The organism is Marinirhabdus gelatinilytica (assembly GCF_003353425.1).
In the GTDB taxonomy this organism is placed as follows: Bacteria; Bacteroidota; Bacteroidia; order Flavobacteriales; family Flavobacteriaceae; genus Marinirhabdus; species Marinirhabdus gelatinilytica.
In genome coordinates this window covers 1,055,492-1,073,114 of the sequence record NZ_QRAO01000001.1, presented here as the reverse complement: position 1 = coordinate 1,073,114, position 17,623 = coordinate 1,055,492, and the positions used below count along the sequence as shown (strand labels likewise).

Here is a 17,623-nt window from a genome sequence, read left to right as displayed (position 1 = left end):
TAGTGCGAACTAACGTTTCAATAAAAAATCAAATAAGGAAAAACTCATAAAGCACAGGTATGTCCTTAGTGAGTGCTGGAGGTATATATTCTGAAGGTATTGGTGTCTCGTCACTTAGTGAAACATCGTTTTGTAGAACGAACACCGAAACAAAAGCTGCTACAAAGTTTGTTGGCAGCTGAAATGTATCTTGGGAGGCATTAAAATTATCGTCGGTTGAAATTTTTATGTATTGGCTATCGCAACAGTCATGGTCTTCGGCATCTTCATTATCACAATCGTCGTCTTGTGAAGTTGCCATGGAGCAAGTGAGTTTTTCCTCTCCCAAGGTTACCGTTGCAAGCATTTCAAAATCTCCACAGAAATGCTGGGCGTAGGCTACACCACTTGTACTTGCCATAAGCAAGACACACATAAATATGGAAATTATTTTTTTCATTTGTAAAGCAAAGGTATAAAATCTATTCTATTTTCGCTTCTACCCTACCACAACGCAGCATTTTATCACCAAAATAAGGATTCATGATATCACTGCTTGCACTTAGCCATGAGGCGCCGGTATTATTAAAGGCCATGGGACAGTATTGTTTGTAAACAGTCCCGGAGGCAATCTCTCCTTTCAGCATAGCCTCTACTTCAGTAGTTACCGCTACAAATGCGGTACGTTGCTCTTCGATATTTTTTGCATCGAGTACATTCTGTGCAGCTTTCAATACGTTATCTTCAACGCCAATGTTTGCAAAAGCGGTCATTAATCTTGAGGCAGAAGCTCCAGCCTTAGCGGGATTTGAGCCTACCAAAGCATCTTTTAGGCCTAGATATTCGCGAAACACAACCGCCATTTTCGGGTCATTAAAAGCCACTTCACCAATGGTTGGTTTCTTACTGTTTTCCTGTGTCACCTCATCTCCGGAAGTTACCTCAACGGTTTCAGGCGTATGTTCTTTTGTATCATTTTTACAAGCTGTAAAAGTAACCAGTACAGCTAATGCGAGAAGTCTAAGCGTAGTTTTCATAAGTTTCATTTAAAGTACAAAGTTACACATTTTGAGAAGCATATTTTTATAAACTCTTGTTAAGCCGTTGTACATAAAAAGCAGGTAGCAAAAGCAGTAGCAGTAATGGCTGAATTAAAAACCTTCTTACGTAAAATAAAGCCAGATGTTCTCCGGGTTGTGACGATTTCAGCAAGATGAAAAAAACAATGAACAGCGATACAAATAAAATTGAATACAGTACTATTGAAAACTTCACAGCTCCTTTTTTCTGAAACAGTATCCATAAAATAAAAATAGAAAGCACCCCATTTATAACGTATCGAAAAAATGTATGTAACAGAAGCTTCCCTGTTTCAAGATCGGGTAACGCTTCGGTAGTATGATCGGTTTTAAAAAAGCTGAGCAGTGGGTCATAAAATAAATTTTCTTCAAACAACCGAACGAGCACCAAAAGCACAAACGCCAAAAGCGCCAGAAAAAATTTCAGCATTTTGTTCATTTTACTTTTACTTTTGGTGTTAATAATCGTACCCAGATAAGCCAAAGTAAAAACACCATCCCGTAAATAATTCCCGGAAAAACTACCCCGTGCAATACATGCCTTTGCTCCGGAAACTCGTACAAGGCCACAGCGAGAATTGCGATTCGAACAACATTGGCGGCATAAATAATAGTGATACCGGCCAGCAAAAACAACAGCGTCTTTTTAAAACCCTGCGCAAAGGCGATGACAAAGGAGACAAATAAAATAATGATACTAAGCGCATTGCAACCCTCAACAATTCTTCCTCTTAGCATCCCTTCTACATAAATCTTCATGGATGGCTGACTGGGATGCGGCACCAGCTGCGCTTTATATCCAAAGCTTTCTACAACAGCACTGGCTTGTTTTGAGACGAGGTTTGTCACAAAATCCGGCGGATAGCTTCCATTTTCTGAAAGATTTAAATACATTACGTACGCTACGGTCAACACTAAATAGCTTCCTAAAAACAGGAGCAAGAACACTATTACGCCTTTATATTTGCTGAAGAGCTTTTTCATTATAACTTTAACAAAAATACAGCATTTACCCTGCAAAAAGTTACCGCTTTTAAAATACATTTGTGTAAAATCAAAAAGAGATGCCTTTTAAAAATTTACAACCCCGCGTAACTGCCCTTTTACATAATGAGGAAGAAACAGTTGACAATCGCTTGACACAAGTATGTGAGGTATTGCAAACCACTGTTGGGTATTACGATTGGGTAGGATTCTATTTTGCCAATCACGGAGCCAAGACATTACATTTAAAAGCATTCGCTGGAGAGCCCACCGAACATACCGTAATCCCCTTTGGCAAAGGGATATGCGGCCAAGTGGCAGAGAGCAACGAAAATTTTATGGTGCCGGATGTCAAGGCACAAAACAACTATATTGCGTGCAGTATCTACACGAAAGCCGAACTAGTGGTCCCTCTCTTTAAAGATGGCAAAAATATAGGACAAATAGACATTGATTCCCACATTGCCGATCCGTTTTCGGAAGAAGATGAAAAGTTTCTGGAATGGGTAAATGAGAAGGTAGCAGAGATCCTACCCCAAACCCTTTAATCTCTTAAGGAGGACTATTAAAAACTCCATAATAGCAAATCCCAAATTCCAAACATATGTTTTTGGGATTTGGGATTTGTTTTTTTGAGATTTGTAGCTACGCTGCTTACATTCCTGTTCTAATAGCTTCCACTGGATCCAGTTTTGATGCCGAAATCGCAGGTAGTATCCCTGAAATCAAACCAATAGCCGCAGAAATTGCTGTACCTATAAACATATTCCAGGCAGAGAGCACAAACTCAAAATCACCCGTAAAAGAAGAGGCGATGATGGAAACAATAAATACTAAAAGCAAGCCAATCAGCCCGCCTATTACCGCCAGTATCACTGCCTCAAATAAAAACTGAAACAGTATAAACCTATTCTTGGCTCCCAACGATTTTTGGATCCCTATTAAATTGGTGCGCTCCTTAACGCTTACGAACATAATATTGGCAATACCAAAACCGCCAACCAGCAAAGAGAAGCCGCTAATTATGAGCCCAACAATATTCATCTGCCCTGTAATATTGTCTATCAAATCCGTAAAGCCCTTTAATTGGTTCACGAAAAAATTATCAATTTCGTCGGGTTTTAGACCACGGGCCATTCTAATTTTTTGGGACAGTAAGGCTATAAATTCGGCATTGTCCACTCCCTTTTCGGGTTTTATCACTATAAAGGGAAATAGGTTTCGATTGCTATTGCCAAAGATTTTCCGAACAGCATTTACCGGAACATAGGCAGCAGTATCGCGCGAATTACCAAAGAGCCCAGAGCCTTCCTTCTTCAAAACACCAATTATGGTAAATTTTCTTCCATAGAGCCTCGCCTGTTTCCCAACGGCCTGTGCGGCACCATCGAAAAGCACGTTGGCAATTTCATCACCAATCACCGCTACGTTCACTCCGCTGGAGGATTCTGCTTCGTTAAAAAAGCGTCCTTCGGCAATATCCAGAGCCTCAATTTCGTAGTATTCGGAAGTTATGGCCCCAATTTCCACGTTGCTCACAGACCTGTCTTCATATTTCATAGTTTCCTGTGGCACATTCAGTGTATAAGAAACAGCCTTTACATCAGGTACGTTTCGTTTTATATATTGATATTCATCGTAGGTAACGTCCGGGAACTGTTCAAATTTCCACCGCGGCACATCGGTTGGTCCAAAGGAGAAACGCCCCAAGTAAATAGTACTGGTATCCAAGGAGCTCAAACTGCCGTCAATTTCTTTTTTAAGAGAATCTACCGCCGCCAAGATGGCAATAATGGAAAAGATACCAATGGTAACCCCCACCAACGATAGGAAGGTACGCAACTTATTGTTTTTAAGCGCACTCACTGCAAAATTGAAGCTTTCTTTGAGAACTCGAAGGTAGATTAGCATTGTTAATTACTTAAAATAATGCTGAAACATTAATTTTTTTTAAACTCGATAGAGGTTTCGACTGGGCTCAACCTTACAATTTTAATCAGCAGTATAAAGTTATGAAAAGTAGGACGCTTTCTGTTAACATTCGTTACAAAAAACGGAGGGTAATTGTTACTTTTGCACTTTCAAATTATAAACCTACAACACAGCAAAGCAGCTATGAGCGGAACCAAAAAAATTTCTTCGGCATTAATTTCGGTATTTCACAAGGACGGCTTGGGCCCTATCGTTAAAAAATTGGACGATCTGGGTGTGACCATCTATTCCACGGGAGGCACCCAAAAATTCATCAACGACCTGGGAATCGATGTAATTCCAGTAGAAGACGTGACAGACTATCCCTCTATCCTGGGCGGCCGTGTAAAGACGTTGCACCCAAAGGTATTTGGAGGCATCTTGAACCGTCAGGATAACGATAGCGATGTACGTGAAATGGGGCAGTATAACATTCCGCAGTTGGATGTTGTGATCGTAGATCTATACCCATTTGAAAAGACCGTTGCCTCTGGCGCTGCAGAACAGGACATTATTGAAAAGATTGATATTGGAGGTATTTCACTTATCCGCGCTGCCGCAAAAAACTTTAAGGACACCATTTGTGTTTCCTCTATGGAAGACTACAAAGATTTCCTCACGATCATTTCTGAAAACGAAGGTGAAGTGTCTCTAGAGGACCGAAAGAAATATGCCGCCAAGGCCTTCAATGTTTCTTCGCATTACGATAGTGCGATTTTCAACTATTTTAACAGCGACCACTCCATCCCTTCACTAAAGATTAGTGAAACCAACGGTAAAGTACTGCGCTATGGTGAAAACCCACACCAGAAAGGATTCTTCTTTGGAGATTTTGATGCGATGTTCGACAAGTTGCACGGAAAAGAATTAAGTTACAACAACCTGCTCGATGTAGATGCAGCCGTAAATTTGATGAACGAGTTTAGGGGCGAAGCCCCCACCTTTGCAATCCTTAAGCACAATAATGCCTGCGGAATTGCACAACGGGATACCGTACTGGATGCCTATAACGATGCATTGGCAGGCGATCCTGTTTCGGCATTTGGCGGAATTTTAATATGTAATACTGGGATCGATACCTCCACTGCTGATGAGATCCATAAACTGTTTTGCGAGGTAGTGATCGCCCCTTCCTTTTCAGTAGAAGCCGAAGAAATCCTGAAAGGAAAAAAGAACCGAATCCTATTGATCCAAAAGGACGCAAAACTACCTGAAACTACCGTGAGGACTTGCTTAAACGGCGTGTTGGTACAGGACAAAGATTTTAAAACCGATAGTGTTTCAGAAATAACCCACGCTACCAACAATAAACCTGACGCTAGAGAGTTAGAAGATTTACTGTTTGCAAGTAAAATTTGCAAGCATACCAAGAGCAATACCATTGTGCTTGCAAAGAACAAACAATTGTGTGCCAGTGGGACAGGCCAGACCAGCCGTGTTGATGCGCTGCGTCAAGCCATTGAAAAGGCAAACGGCTTTGAGTTTAACCTCGACGGTGCTGTTATGGCAAGTGACGCATTTTTCCCGTTCCCAGACTGTGTGGAGATTGCGGACAATGCAGGAATCAATGCGGTGATACAACCAGGAGGTTCCATTAAAGACCAACTGAGCATAGATTATTGTAACAATAATAATATGTCTATGGTATTTACGGGAACACGTCACTTTAAACACTAATTTTGTTACATTTGTGAGAGAACGCTCGCTTTTTATTTAATTTTTTATACCGACCTAAAAATTTATGGGATTTTTTGATTTTCTCACCGAAGAAATAGCCATTGACCTTGGTACCGCAAACACGCTCATTATCCACAACGACAAGGTAGTGGTAGATGCGCCATCTATAGTTGCCCGAGACCGTAGCACCGGAAAAATTATTGCTGTTGGGCGCGAGGCCGCGATGATGCAGGGAAAAACCCACGAAAACATAAAAACTATCAGGCCGCTCAAGGATGGGGTAATAGCAGATTTTGACGCGAGTGAGAAAATGATAAATATGTTCATTAAGGACATCCCTGCGCTTAAAAAGAAATGGCTCACCCCTTCCCTACGAATGGTGATTTGTATCCCCAGTGGGATCACCGAGGTAGAGATGCGAGCGGTAAAGGAAAGTGCCGAAAGGGTAAATGGTAAGGAAGTGTACCTTATTCACGAACCCATGGCGGCCGCTATAGGTATTGGCGTAGATATTATGCAACCAAAAGGTAACATGGTGGTAGATATAGGGGGAGGTACCACAGAGATAGCCGTTATTGCCCTTGGGGGGATTGTTTGTGACAAATCGGTTAAGATTGCTGGAGATGTGTTTACCAATGATATTGTTTATTATATGCGCACCCAGCACAACCTATACGTGGGAGAGCGTACTGCTGAAAAAATAAAGATACAGATAGGTGCCGCGACCGAAGACCTAGAGCTTCCACCAGAAGAAATGAGCGTTCAAGGGCGTGATTTGCTTACCGGAAAACCCAAGCAAATACAAACCAGTTATCGTGAGATTGCCAAAGCACTGGACAAATCTATACTAAGGATCGAGGATGCAGTTATGGAAACCCTATCACAAACGCCACCAGAATTGGCGGCAGATATCTACAACACAGGTATCTATCTTGCGGGTGGTGGTTCTATGCTTCGTGGCCTCGACAAACGCTTGTCCCAAAAAACCGATCTTCCCGTGTATATTGCTGAAGACCCATTACGAGCCGTCGTTCGGGGTACTGGTATATGCTTAAAGAACATAGGAAAGTACAAGAGTGTACTCATTAAATAAATTACTAGCGTGTGCAACAGATTATATATTTCTTTATACGGAATAAGAACTTCCTGTTGTTCCTTCTACTGTTCTTGGTTTCTATAGGGTTCACCATTAATAGCCATTCCTACCACAAGAACAAATACATTACTTCCGCAAATTTTTTCAGCGGAACCATTTACAACTGGAAAAGTAGTGTGACCAACTATTTTGGGCTACGGGAACAAAACGAAGCCTTAGCCGAAGAAAACCTTCGTCTACGAACCCTACTCCGTAAACAACAGGATACTGTTGTGGCAAAAGAGATTGACAGCACCATACTACCCGCACCTTTCACCTATTTTCCAGCCAAGGTAATTAACAACTCGTATTCCAAAACAAAAAATTACCTAACCCTACGAAAAAGAGCTTCGGACAATATTGAGCCAGATATGGGCGTAATTTCCTCAAAGGGGATCGTGGGTATCGTAAACAATGTGTCCAAAAAATATGCCTCCGTTCAATCTATCCTGAACACAAACAGTAAAATAAACGCAAAACTTAAAAACTCCTTTCACTTCGGAACGCTAAGTTGGGAACCTGAAGACAAAAACCCCAATGTGGTGAAACTGGCAGATATACCTCGGCAAGCCCCTGTTATTGTGGGAGATACCATCATCACGGGTGGAAAATCCACCATTTTTCCTAGAGGAGTTTTAATAGGGACCATAAAAAATTTCAACCTTTCGACCAACCAAGATTATTATGATGTCTCGGTGGAACTCTTCAACGACATGACGAGTTTGAACACGGTGTACATTATCAAGAACAACGAGAAAGAAGCCATTCTCCAAATTGAAAACAATGACAACCGTCCCACGGTTGTCCTGGACTCTATAAACCAACCATCCCCACAGAACAATGCAGAACAGTGATCTCTTTCTAAATATTGGGCGGTTTATAGTCTTGATCGTGGTGCAGATCCTGCTGTTCAACCACATCAACTTCTTGGGATATGTAAATCCGTATCCATATATTCTTTTTATATTGATTTTTCCGTTTACGGGAAACAAGAGCCTGCTCATTTTCCTAGGATTTTTGCTGGGCTTGAGCGTCGATATATTCAGCGATTCTGGCGGGGTTCATGCCGCTGCCTGTGTATTTTTGGCATACATCCGTCCTTTACTGTTAAAGTTTTCATTCGGCGTGAGCTATGAGTTCAATACTATAAAATTGAGCAAAGCAGATTTTGGTGCTCGTATTACGTATATTTCAGCCGCTGTAGTGGCACATCATTTAGTATTGTTTTCCTTAGAAATTTTTAACATTAGCCACATAGTATTGGTACTGAAATCTACGTTATTTTCAAGTATATTTACCATTATTCTGCTTTTTTGCATTACGTTGCTTTTCAGCAGAAAAAACTAAACCCAATACCTAATTTTCAGTTAGTAGCATGCGAAAATTATTATTACTCGTTGTTGTAATGATCACTGGCGTTGTATTTGCCGGCAGGCTCTTCTATTTACAAGTGCTGGATACCTCGTTTGAAAAACTTTCAGAAAACAACGCCATAAAGGTTGAATACGACTACCCCCAAAGAGGATATGTGTACGACAGAAACGGAGAGCTGTTGGTATCCAACCAACCCTCTTACGATGTTATGGTAATCCCACGGGAGGTTAAGCCTCTGGACACGCTGGAATTTTGCCGTTTGCTGAAAATTTCAAAAGAAACCTTCATCGAAAAAATGGAGAAAGCGTGGATCTATTCCCCACGTATCCCTCAACCCCTAATTGCCCAATTGACGAAAGCTGAATACGCTTCCCTTTCAGAAAAAATGTACAAGTTTGAAGGGTTTTATATCCAGAAACGTTCCTTGAGAGAATACCAAGTGGACCACTCTGCCAATGTGCTGGGGTACATTCGTGAGGTGGACGAACGCATTATAAAGAACAACCCGGACTATATTATGGGCGAACTTATTGGGAAAGCTGGTATAGAGCAGGCTTATGAGGACGTCCTTAGAGGGGTTAAGGGTGTAAAATATATCCAAAAAGATAGATTTAACCGCGATATTGGTTCCTATAAAGACGGTATTTTCGATACCATCCCAGAACGTGGCAAGGATATAGTCTTGACCATTGATGCCGAACTACAAAAATATGGTGAGGAACTGTTCGTGAACAAACGCGGTGGCATTGTTGCCATTGAACCCGCCACGGGCGAAATCTTGGCCCTGGTGACCGCTCCCAATTTCGATCCTGGATTGCTCGTTGGCAGGGAACGCTCCAAAAACTTCACAAAACTGTATTACGATACTATAGCAAAGCCCTTATTCGACAGAGGACTGCAGGGTGAATATTCTCCTGGCTCCCCGTTTAAAACCCTCACAGGGCTTATCGCAATGGAAGAAGGGGTGATAGACACCAAGGAAAGGATATACTGCAACCACGGCTACGTATACGGCCGAGGCAGGAAGCTGGGGTGCCATAGTCACTACAGCCCCCTAGCGATGACCGATGGGATTGCCCAATCCTGTAACGCTTATTTTTGTACTGCGTACCGCCGTGCTATTGAAAAATATCCAACACCTCAAGAAGGTATTGACAATTGGAAAAAACATTTGAGCAGTTTTGGGCTTGGCGATTATATGGGGTACGATCTCCCCAGTGGAAAAAAAGGTTTGATACCCAGCTCAGAATTCTATAACCGTTGGTACGAATACCCCAAATACAAGTGGTATGCTACGGCGACCATCTCCAACGCCATTGGGCAAGGAGAGGTAAACCTAACCCCTATGCAAATGGCAAACTTTACTGCAGCTATTGCAAATAGGGGCTATTGGTACCGCCCGCACTTTATTAAAAATATAAAAGGTGTAGACACAATTCCGCAGGAATACACTACAAGAATTACCACTACGATAGACCCGCAGCATTTTGAACCTGTAGTACAGGGGATGTGGGATGTGTACAACAAAGGGACCGCTGCAAACTTGCGGGTGCCCGGTATTGAAATATGCGGAAAAACAGGAACTGCCGAAAATTTTACCCGTATAGAAGGACAGACCGTACAGCTTACGGACCACTCTACCTTTGTAGCATTTGCACCTAAGGACAACCCAAAAATTGCCATCGCCGTTTTTGTTGAAAATGGTTATTGGGGAAGTCGCTGGGCTGGGAAAATAGCCAGCTTAATGATTGAAAAATACATAAAAGGCGAAATTACCCGAACCGATCTTGAGAAATACGTACTTGAGGGCAGCCTTATGGAAGAATATGAAAAGCCCCTTCGCGGTAGACCATTCCCTATTAACGATGGTAAAAAAATAAGTGCTAAGTTCCTTGCAGATCTTCCTAAAGAGGACAAACCGTTGCAATAGAATAAAAGAACCCTTTTTATGCCCCAAAGCAAAGTTTATTTAAAATTCGATTGGCTCACCATTTTTCTGTTTTTTGCCTTGGTGGCCATTGGGTGGGTAAACATTTACAGTGCTTCACTGGACGAGAGCGCAACCACTTTTTTTGACCTTTCACAAATTTACACCAAACAATTACTGTTCATTGTTTTAAGCGTCTTGCTCATTATATTCATACTGGCAATAGATGCTAAATTCTACGAACGGTTTTCCAGTATTATCTACATAGTCTCACTCCTGTCCCTGCTAGGGCTCTTTGTGTTTGGCAAAAACATAAACGGTGCTACATCCTGGTATGGCTTTGGTGCTTTTGGGCTGCAACCCAGTGAATTTGCGAAGGCCGCCACAGCACTGGCACTGGCTAAGTACTGTTCAGATTTGGGAGTGAATATCAGGGAGTTCAAACACCAGATAAGGGCATTTATCATTATAGCTTTGCCTGCGATATTAATAGTTCCCCAGCCAGATCCCGGGAGCGCATTGATCTACGCTGCCTTTATTTTTCCGCTCTACCGTGAAGGATTGCATTTTGTATACCTACTACTTGGTTTTTTTGCAGCGGCACTTTTTGTTGCTACGCTGGGATTGGGTGTGGTATGGGTAGCATTGGGCGTACTGCTCTTAGGGGCACTTATCTATTTGTATAATTTAAAACGAAACAGAAAGAAACCACCTTTAATGCGATATATATTTATTGCATTGGCCTGTATTGGTTTTGCCTTTTCGGTAAACTATATTTTTGAAAATGTTTTTGAACAACGACACAGAGATCGCTTCAACATTGTGCTGGGTAAGGAAACCGATGCAAAGGGAATAGGCTACAACACCAACCAGAGCGAGATTGCCATAGGCAGCGGTGGTTGGACAGGAAAAGGCTGGACACAGGGCACGCAGACCAAGGGAAACTTTGTCCCCGAACAGCATACCGATTATATTTTTAGTACCGTGGGTGAGGAATGGGGATTTTTGGGCAGCCTGTTGGTGGTAGTGTTATTTGTAGCGCTTATAGTTCGCATTCTCTATTTAGCCGAACGCCAAAAGGGAACCTTTGCCAGGGTATATGGCTATAGTGTTGCGGCTATCCTGTTCATTCACTTTTTTGTAAATGTGGGGATGGTCATGGGCCTCTTTCCCACCATTGGAATTCCGCTACCCTTCTTCAGCTACGGTGGCTCCAGCCTGTGGGGGTTCACTATTTTGTTGTTTGTCTTTATTCGATTGGACGGGGGGAATTATTATTATACCTGATGAAATCGAAACAAGAAACCGAAACCGAAACCGAAGGCTGAAAACGGGGTGGCGAGCAAGGTGTTTTTTGTAAAATGCGCAGCACAAAAAACAGCTTGCGATGGCGGCAGTAAAGCCCATTGTTTGTCTTTATTCGATTGGACGGGGGGAATTATTATTATACCTGATGAAATCGAAACAGGAAACCGAAACCGAAACCGAAGGCTGAAAACGGGGTGGCGAGCAAGGTGTTTTTTGTAAAATGCGCAGCACAAAAAACAGCTTGCGATGGCGGCAGTAAAGCCCATTGTTTGTCTTTATTCGATTGGACGGGGGGAATTATTATTATACCTGATGAAATCGAAACAGGAAACCGAAACCGAAACCGAAGGTTGAAGAACAGGCTTTTCTTACCTCATCAATAAATAGGAATCATACGTGATGGGTGATTTTATTTTTATTTTCAGTAAAATATAAAATTGTGCCGAAGATCACCATTCGGACCTATCTGTTGAGCTCTCCATTTTCTGCTGTTCAGCTTCTGAAAGCTTCGGAAAAAAGTTGATGCCTGTCTTTTCTTCAATTTTATCAACCGTGACGATATAGTCATAAAAGGATGTGGTAGTGGAAGTATTGGGTATCAAAAAAGCCAATACCTTATACTCACCTTTACGTTTGTCGAGCACAATCTTATAGAACTCCTCGGGTACCGAAACCCGCTCGTCACCAATGGTTGGCAACCCGTCCCGCAAAATACCGCCTGTAACCACAAAAACCCCATCGTGTCGTTTTGCCCAATAGCGCACCTTCTGTTCCAACTTGTTCCAGATACCGCCGTTGAAATCTCTGTTCTGCGGGCTTATATTACTGGTCAAAAATGTTTCGTGGTAGGCCTCGTAGTCAAACTCACGGTCGGCTGCGGGAACCAAGTGCCCACGGTCGTACCCTGAGTTCTTATAATTGCGCCAATCTGCCGATCCAGTTGCTACGCTCCTATCCTGCACAAAATATGGGCGCTTAAAATCGTTGTTCTTTATTTGGTTTTTTTTTAATTCGTATGCTACCCATTCTGCTTGTTCGTGGGCCTCAACATAGGATAGTGTGTAATATTGATGCGGGACAACAACTCCCGTGGTGGAAGTTGGCAAAAAACCTTCATCAAATTCAGAATAACTTGTTTGGGAATTATTGGTTTCAGGATATTCCTCTTGCTGCCTGTCCACGTACGTATCCACAAAATACAAGATTACCGTAACGAGTACTATGAGCAAGGGATATAGGTGTTTTCGGTTCATACCACAAAAATAGGCTACCGCTGTAAAACTGACCTGAATTGGGAGAAAATCTTTCTAAAAAGTGTAGGTCTTTGGGTAGTATTTCAACAAGTCCTTCCGTTATTCGTATTCATTGATACCATAGAGCAATTGTTTCAGTTTGCTGCCATTGATCTCAATAGGTTTATACGCCGTATTGAATTTCTCGATAGATAGCGAGATATTATTTTTCAGCGTTTGGTATTCGGTTGGGATCTCGTTAGCGCATTGTTGCTCATTTTCATAACTATTGAGCATAATACCGAACTTTTCATAGAATTTTTCTCCTTGATCGATAAATGCATTGTATTGGGTAATGAATTGCAACAGTCTGTCTATTGGGAACTGCAGATCAATTTGCATAGATCGAACCTTTGAAGCCTTGTTGCCAGACGCTATGGTAGTATTGAGATTGTCCAAATATTCATTTAGGTTATTTCTAACAGCACCCCAGTCATCATTTTCTCTACATTTTTTCAGTGCGGTTTTATAGTGTATGGGCTGTGTATAATCGTTAAAAAGTTTTTCGAGCTCTTCCATTATGGTTTCGTTGCTCTTTTGCAGGAAAACAGTCTCAAAATAGATGGTGTTGAGGTCTTGGTGCATTCGCAAGGTAAAATCCAATATACACTCTACATCCTTTATCTGGCCTTGCTTTTCCACTTTTGAAGTGTTTTCATTGGTAAAGAGCGACACAAACGAATGTACTACTGATGTATAGATGTTATTACCAAGTATTGTGGATAAGTCGAAGCCCGCTTTTTTCTCTTTTTTTGTTTGCAATAATTCCTTCACCTCCCTGAATTCCTCATATTGATTTGGGTTGGATATTTTATTGATTTCATTTAAAGTACTAACGGTGGAGAAGTGATGGTCCAAGGACAAGGTTTTCTCGTAGAGAATCTTAATAATCTGTAGGCCCTTGAGGTAGCGTATTTTACTGATGTCTGAAAGATAGCGCGCCTCCAAAATATCTATTTCTTTTTCGAGGTCCTCTTTTTGGAGCAACCAGTGTAATTTTTCATCGACACTGTTCACCGACCTGAGCATTTGGTGGGTAGTAAACAATCGCTCTTCATATTGCTGAAGCTTTATTATAAAAGTTTTGGATATTAAAGACATTTCCAGGCCCATCTCTTCCAATACGATTTTAACATCGTCATCCCGCAATGTTTTTGCATTCACAAATTGCGTCATACACAAAATAACCATTGCTATGTAGAAGAGGCGCACCATATCATTCCAAGGTAAAGGTTATGGTTAAGTGCTCGTTAGTAACCTGTATAGGATAGCTTTCTTTTTTTATGCGCAATACTTTTTCCTCGTTGGTAAGGTCCTTGACGATTGCGCCAGACAGTGTGAAATTTTCGTTTACTATAAAATGGTTGGGTTGCGAATTGTTTTTTGAGAGGGAATTTGTACCAGCAATACTTTTAACATCGTTGGGTGACAGCTTTGAGCGGTTTATTTTGAGGGTTAGTGTACCATCTTCGTTGAAGGTAATCTCGGTATTGCTCTGCGCACGGTTGGTGGCATTATCTATATCGCAAATGCCGTGCTTGCCATCGCAATGAAAGCCGTTAAAGGAAGCGTCTACTAAAACAGAGCCTCTTTGTGCAGAGCAGATGGTGCTTATACTACATAAAAGTAATGTGATATATATTTTCATTATATGTATGTATTTAATGTGTTATTATGGTAGTACTTAACGCTACTCAGAGGTTCACTCTATGTATGTCTCTAAGCAAAAAACATAAATTACAGAAAGTCAATTTTAAGCACATAAGTACTAATTACCTTTAAGGACTGTAGAATTTATAAATTCTATATTTATATTGTGAAACGTTGATTATCTAATCTTTAACTGATTCTTGAATCAAAAAGCCTCTCACCTTGAGACCACTAATTAATCCAGGAGTATGCCCATCACCATATATTAGAACAATTTTAGGTTCTTTTTCGGAATCAATTCGGTTTAGAACAATCTCATTTCTGAAATCCTCAATTACATCTTTCTTCACTTCTCTAGCCACATTCATTTTTTTACATGAAGTTTCCTCGAATATTTCAGTTTCAAAATCACACGGGTCCAATTGTATTGGGCCGTATCGATTTTCATAATATCCCACCAACTGTTCTAAGGTAGCATCTACGTTACTGTATCTCTCTGAAGGGACTCCAAGTTCGGGATATGATGGTTGATCGATAATTTCTTTTTTAAACTTAATCTTGAACTTTTTTCCCAATACCGAATCCACAATATTCTTGTACCCAGATGCAGGAATTGGATTGCCAGAAAACTTCCTGAATTTTCTTAAAAGTGAATCATCATGACTTTGAGTATTAACACTTTCCACATAAAAATAAAACTCAATGGCCGCTAAAGAGTCTATTTTACTCTTTAAATCTGCATAGTATTCTGGGGTTCCTATGTGATGAGTGGGAAGTATTACTATAACCTTTGACCTAGATTTAGCTAAATGATACTTTGCTTCTTCATCATAAACACCCATAGCACTTAATCCTGCATTGAATAATAGATTTTTGCAGCTTAGAAAAGACAAGGAAAGTATCACTAAAACAAGAAAGTTTTTCATGGGAAAGATTTTATGTCAATTGGTTAAAGTAAACACAGAACTTTAATCACTACCAATTTCGTGAATATTCTGTGTTTACTTTAAATTTTAATAAACAAATTAAAGAATGTTGATAATTATGGTTACAATTGTTTGAAGAATCTGTGCTCCGCCGCCACTTCCAAATACCTGATTTAGATGGCACCAAAGCTCCCACCACTTACATTCACCTCTGGAAGAATTCAGTATTACGTTATTGTTTAGTAAATAATCATTTCCTCCAAATAATGCTGCTTCAGCATCTGCAACACTCTTCTTTTGAGTTTGATCGTTAATATAAAGTACAGCTTTTCCCACCAATTTAAAATTAGATCCCTGCATTATCTGATTGGGAGAGTAATTGGCAACCAAAACTCGATATGCCTCTTTTAATAAGTTTTCGCCTTCTATAGGAATCGGCGGCAAGGTATAATTAGGCGGTTTAGATGTTCCTACTAAAACACCTCTTTTAAATTCAGCATAATTATCACCTTTTGTATACGCCGGACGGACATTTTCAACAAAAACAACGAAATTCTCTTTCAATGCATTTGTTACAGATGCTTCTGTATATTTTTCCTGTGCAACACCATATGTTGTTGATAGTAAAAAAATTAAAATTAGAAATGGTTTAAAATTTCTCATAATACATTACTTTAAAAAACACCTACTCATTCGCTTTTCGGTTTCCGCGGCTTGGTTTTGGGTGGGAGCATCCCACCAGCCTTGCCGGTTCTTCAAATAATTGTATATTTACCATAGAACAGGCAATCGCTTGTTTGTTGAAATTCTGCGAGAGCTCCTACCTAGTAGGGGCTTTCTCTTTTTTTGGTTTTAAGCACTCGGTGTCACAGCATTATAATTATGTTGAAAATTTATTTTAAAAAAACCTACCCTACCTTTTCACTCAGCGTACTAACTCCCCAGTTAAACATAAAGCTGAGCATCAAAGGATTAGTAGGTTTTTTGTTGTACCAAAGTTGGATGGTATTTTCAGAAAAAGCAAGGAAGACAAGTTTGAATTCATAAATTCTGAGTTAGAATTTATGAATTGATATCAACATTAATTTGAAAAGAAAAAGAGTTTTAATAGGACCGAAGGACATGCAACAAACCCGTAATGAAGTAATGTTTTGAAACGGTATTTCCAAGAAACAAACTAGCGAAAAATCAACTTGTCTTCACATCCAAGGCATCCCGCAGTGCATTCCCGATGAGCATAAAAGCGGTAACCAGACTCATAATGGCCAGCCCGGGAATAATGGCCAGATAGGGTTTTCCCAAAATGATATAACTATAATGATCCTTAATAATCCCTCCCCAACTGGGCATTGGAGGCTGTGCGCCTATTCCCAAGAAGCTCAAGCCACTTTCAATTAAAATGGCAGCGGCAAAATTGGCCGCCGAGATAATAATCACTGGCGCCATAGCATTGGGAAGAATGTGCTTTAATATAATCCTGAAATCTGTATATCCCAGTGACCGTGCAGCGGTTACATATTGCATTTGTTTCACCCCCATCACCTGGCCCCGGACCACACGCGCTACTTCTACCCACATGGTGAGCCCCACGGCGATAAAAACCTGCCAAAATCCTTTTCCCAAAGCCAATGTTATGGCAATAACAAGCAGCAGTGTTGGGATGGACCACGTTACATTTATAAGCCACATGATGGCAGCATCTACCTTTCCGCCAAAATAACCTGCGATGGCTCCCAGACTAATGCCAATAACCAACGAGATGAACACTGCCACAAAACCAATGGCCAATGAAATACGGATACCAACAAGCATCCTGCTCAATAAATCACGGCCGTATTTATCGGTACCCAGTAAAAACTTTTTTTCTGAAATGTAATTCGCTGAAATTTCTTCGGGAGATTTTGCTTTTGGGAAAAGGTTGGTTTTATATCCCTTTTGCAATCCATCGGCACCTTCTCCCGAATATGCTGTGGCCAAGACACCTTCAGTAGTCACCTTATATGATGAAATGGGCACTTCGGTGGCAGTGGTTTTTTTCCCGAAGAAAAATGAGGCAAGTCCATTCTCCTCTTCAACTGCCGAAGGAATGGTGAGCATAGTTACAGAAAATCCAGGTTGCTTGGAGTGGATGGAGAGATGCATCTGGTTAGCGTTTTCCGAATCGTCCGGAGTGAGGGCATACGCAAAGATTGCAACCAATGTGCAAATACATAAAAAGCAGAGACTGAGCATTCCCCAGAAGTTTTTTTTGAACTTCCTGAGCGCAATTTTGGTAAGTGAGGTAGACTTGTTTTTCACTGCCATAAAACTACAAAAAAACC

General features: G+C 40.9%; 18 protein-coding genes. 7 read left to right on the top strand and 11 right to left on the bottom strand.

From position 1 onward, the window contains the following. Nucleotides 1-28: 28 nt before the first annotated feature. Genes C8D94_RS04885 through xrtF form a run of 4 tightly spaced genes read right to left on the bottom strand, consistent with a single transcriptional unit; the run spans nt 29 to nt 2,042 of the window. A complete protein-coding gene (locus tag C8D94_RS04885; protein WP_115122749.1) occupies nt 29-439 on the bottom strand; it encodes an HYC_CC_PP family protein in 411 nt (136 codons plus the stop codon). Nucleotides 440-461: 22 nt separating this feature from the next. Next, nucleotides 462-1,016 carry a DUF3347 domain-containing protein gene (locus C8D94_RS04880; RefSeq protein ID WP_170134717.1) on the bottom strand — a complete coding sequence of 185 codons (555 nt, stop codon included), beginning with the start codon at nt 1,014-1,016 and terminating at the stop codon, nt 462-464. Nucleotides 1,017-1,062: 46 nt separating this feature from the next. Then, nucleotides 1,063-1,497: an exosortase F system-associated membrane protein gene (locus C8D94_RS04875; protein ID WP_115122747.1), complete on the bottom strand. Its 435-nt coding sequence runs from the start codon at nt 1,495-1,497 to the stop codon at nt 1,063-1,065. Then, a complete protein-coding gene (xrtF, locus tag C8D94_RS04870; protein ID WP_115122746.1) occupies nt 1,494-2,042 on the bottom strand; it encodes an exosortase family protein XrtF in 549 nt (182 codons plus the stop codon). The genes C8D94_RS04875 and xrtF overlap by 4 nt, the downstream gene beginning before the upstream one ends. Nucleotides 2,043-2,122: 80 nt before the next feature. On the opposite strand from xrtF, the gene C8D94_RS04865 reads away from it, so the two are divergent. Continuing rightward, nucleotides 2,123-2,590: a GAF domain-containing protein gene (locus C8D94_RS04865; protein ID WP_115122745.1), complete on the top strand. Its 468-nt coding sequence runs from the start codon at nt 2,123-2,125 to the stop codon at nt 2,588-2,590. 106 nt (nt 2,591-2,696) lie between these two features. On the opposite strand, the gene C8D94_RS04860 is transcribed toward C8D94_RS04865, so the two are convergent. After that, a complete protein-coding gene (locus C8D94_RS04860) occupies nt 2,697-3,953 on the bottom strand; it encodes an ABC transporter permease (RefSeq protein WP_115122744.1) in 1,257 nt (418 codons plus the stop codon). A 204-nt stretch (nt 3,954-4,157) separates the two neighbouring features. Between C8D94_RS04860 and purH the strand changes: the two genes are divergently transcribed. The 6 genes from purH (at nt 4,158) to rodA (ending at nt 11,413) form a co-directional block, all read left to right on the top strand. Continuing rightward, nucleotides 4,158-5,690 (top strand): bifunctional phosphoribosylaminoimidazolecarboxamide formyltransferase/IMP cyclohydrolase, encoded by a 1,533-nt coding sequence (gene purH, locus C8D94_RS04855; RefSeq protein ID WP_115122743.1) that lies wholly within the window; start codon nt 4,158-4,160, stop codon nt 5,688-5,690. A gap of 64 nt (nt 5,691-5,754) precedes the next feature. Then, nucleotides 5,755-6,783, top strand: a complete 1,029-nt coding sequence (locus C8D94_RS04850; protein ID WP_115122742.1) for a rod shape-determining protein — start codon at nt 5,755-5,757, stop codon at nt 6,781-6,783. Between the two features lie 11 nt (nt 6,784-6,794). Next, nucleotides 6,795-7,679, top strand: a complete 885-nt coding sequence (mreC, locus tag C8D94_RS04845) for a rod shape-determining protein MreC (RefSeq protein WP_115122741.1) — start codon at nt 6,795-6,797, stop codon at nt 7,677-7,679. Next, entirely contained in the window at nt 7,666-8,172 is a 507-nt protein-coding gene (locus C8D94_RS04840; protein ID WP_115122740.1) for a rod shape-determining protein MreD, read from the top strand. The genes mreC and C8D94_RS04840 overlap by 14 nt, the downstream gene beginning before the upstream one ends. 28 nt (nt 8,173-8,200) lie before the next feature. Further along, nucleotides 8,201-10,129 (top strand): penicillin-binding protein 2, encoded by a 1,929-nt coding sequence (mrdA, locus tag C8D94_RS04835; protein ID WP_115122739.1) that lies wholly within the window; start codon nt 8,201-8,203, stop codon nt 10,127-10,129. An 18-nt stretch (nt 10,130-10,147) separates the two neighbouring features. Next, nucleotides 10,148-11,413 carry a rod shape-determining protein RodA gene (gene rodA / locus C8D94_RS04830; protein WP_115122738.1) on the top strand — a complete coding sequence of 422 codons (1,266 nt, stop codon included), beginning with the start codon at nt 10,148-10,150 and terminating at the stop codon, nt 11,411-11,413. Nucleotides 11,414-11,883: 470 nt separating this feature from the next. Here the strand turns inward: rodA and C8D94_RS04825 are convergent, their stop codons facing one another. The 6 genes from C8D94_RS04825 to C8D94_RS04800 form a co-directional block, all read right to left on the bottom strand. Continuing rightward, a complete protein-coding gene (locus tag C8D94_RS04825) occupies nt 11,884-12,687 on the bottom strand; it encodes a DNA/RNA non-specific endonuclease (protein ID WP_115122737.1) in 804 nt (267 codons plus the stop codon). Nucleotides 12,688-12,786: 99 nt separating this feature from the next. Then, nucleotides 12,787-13,902, bottom strand: a complete 1,116-nt coding sequence (locus C8D94_RS04820) for a hypothetical protein (RefSeq protein WP_147278495.1) — start codon at nt 13,900-13,902, stop codon at nt 12,787-12,789. A gap of 40 nt (nt 13,903-13,942) precedes the next feature. Beyond that, on the bottom strand, nt 13,943-14,374 hold the full coding sequence (locus C8D94_RS04815; protein WP_115122735.1) for a hypothetical protein: 432 nt from the start codon (nt 14,372-14,374) through the stop codon (nt 13,943-13,945). 184 nt (nt 14,375-14,558) lie between these two features. Further along, on the bottom strand, nt 14,559-15,302 hold the full coding sequence (locus tag C8D94_RS04810) for a hypothetical protein (RefSeq protein WP_115122734.1): 744 nt from the start codon (nt 15,300-15,302) through the stop codon (nt 14,559-14,561). A 99-nt stretch (nt 15,303-15,401) separates the two neighbouring features. Beyond that, nucleotides 15,402-15,965 carry a hypothetical protein gene (locus tag C8D94_RS04805; RefSeq protein WP_115122733.1) on the bottom strand — a complete coding sequence of 188 codons (564 nt, stop codon included), beginning with the start codon at nt 15,963-15,965 and terminating at the stop codon, nt 15,402-15,404. A 525-nt stretch (nt 15,966-16,490) separates the two neighbouring features. Beyond that, nucleotides 16,491-17,600, bottom strand: a complete 1,110-nt coding sequence (locus tag C8D94_RS04800; RefSeq protein ID WP_115123039.1) for an ABC transporter permease — start codon at nt 17,598-17,600, stop codon at nt 16,491-16,493. Between the last annotated feature and the right edge of the window lie 23 nt (nt 17,601-17,623).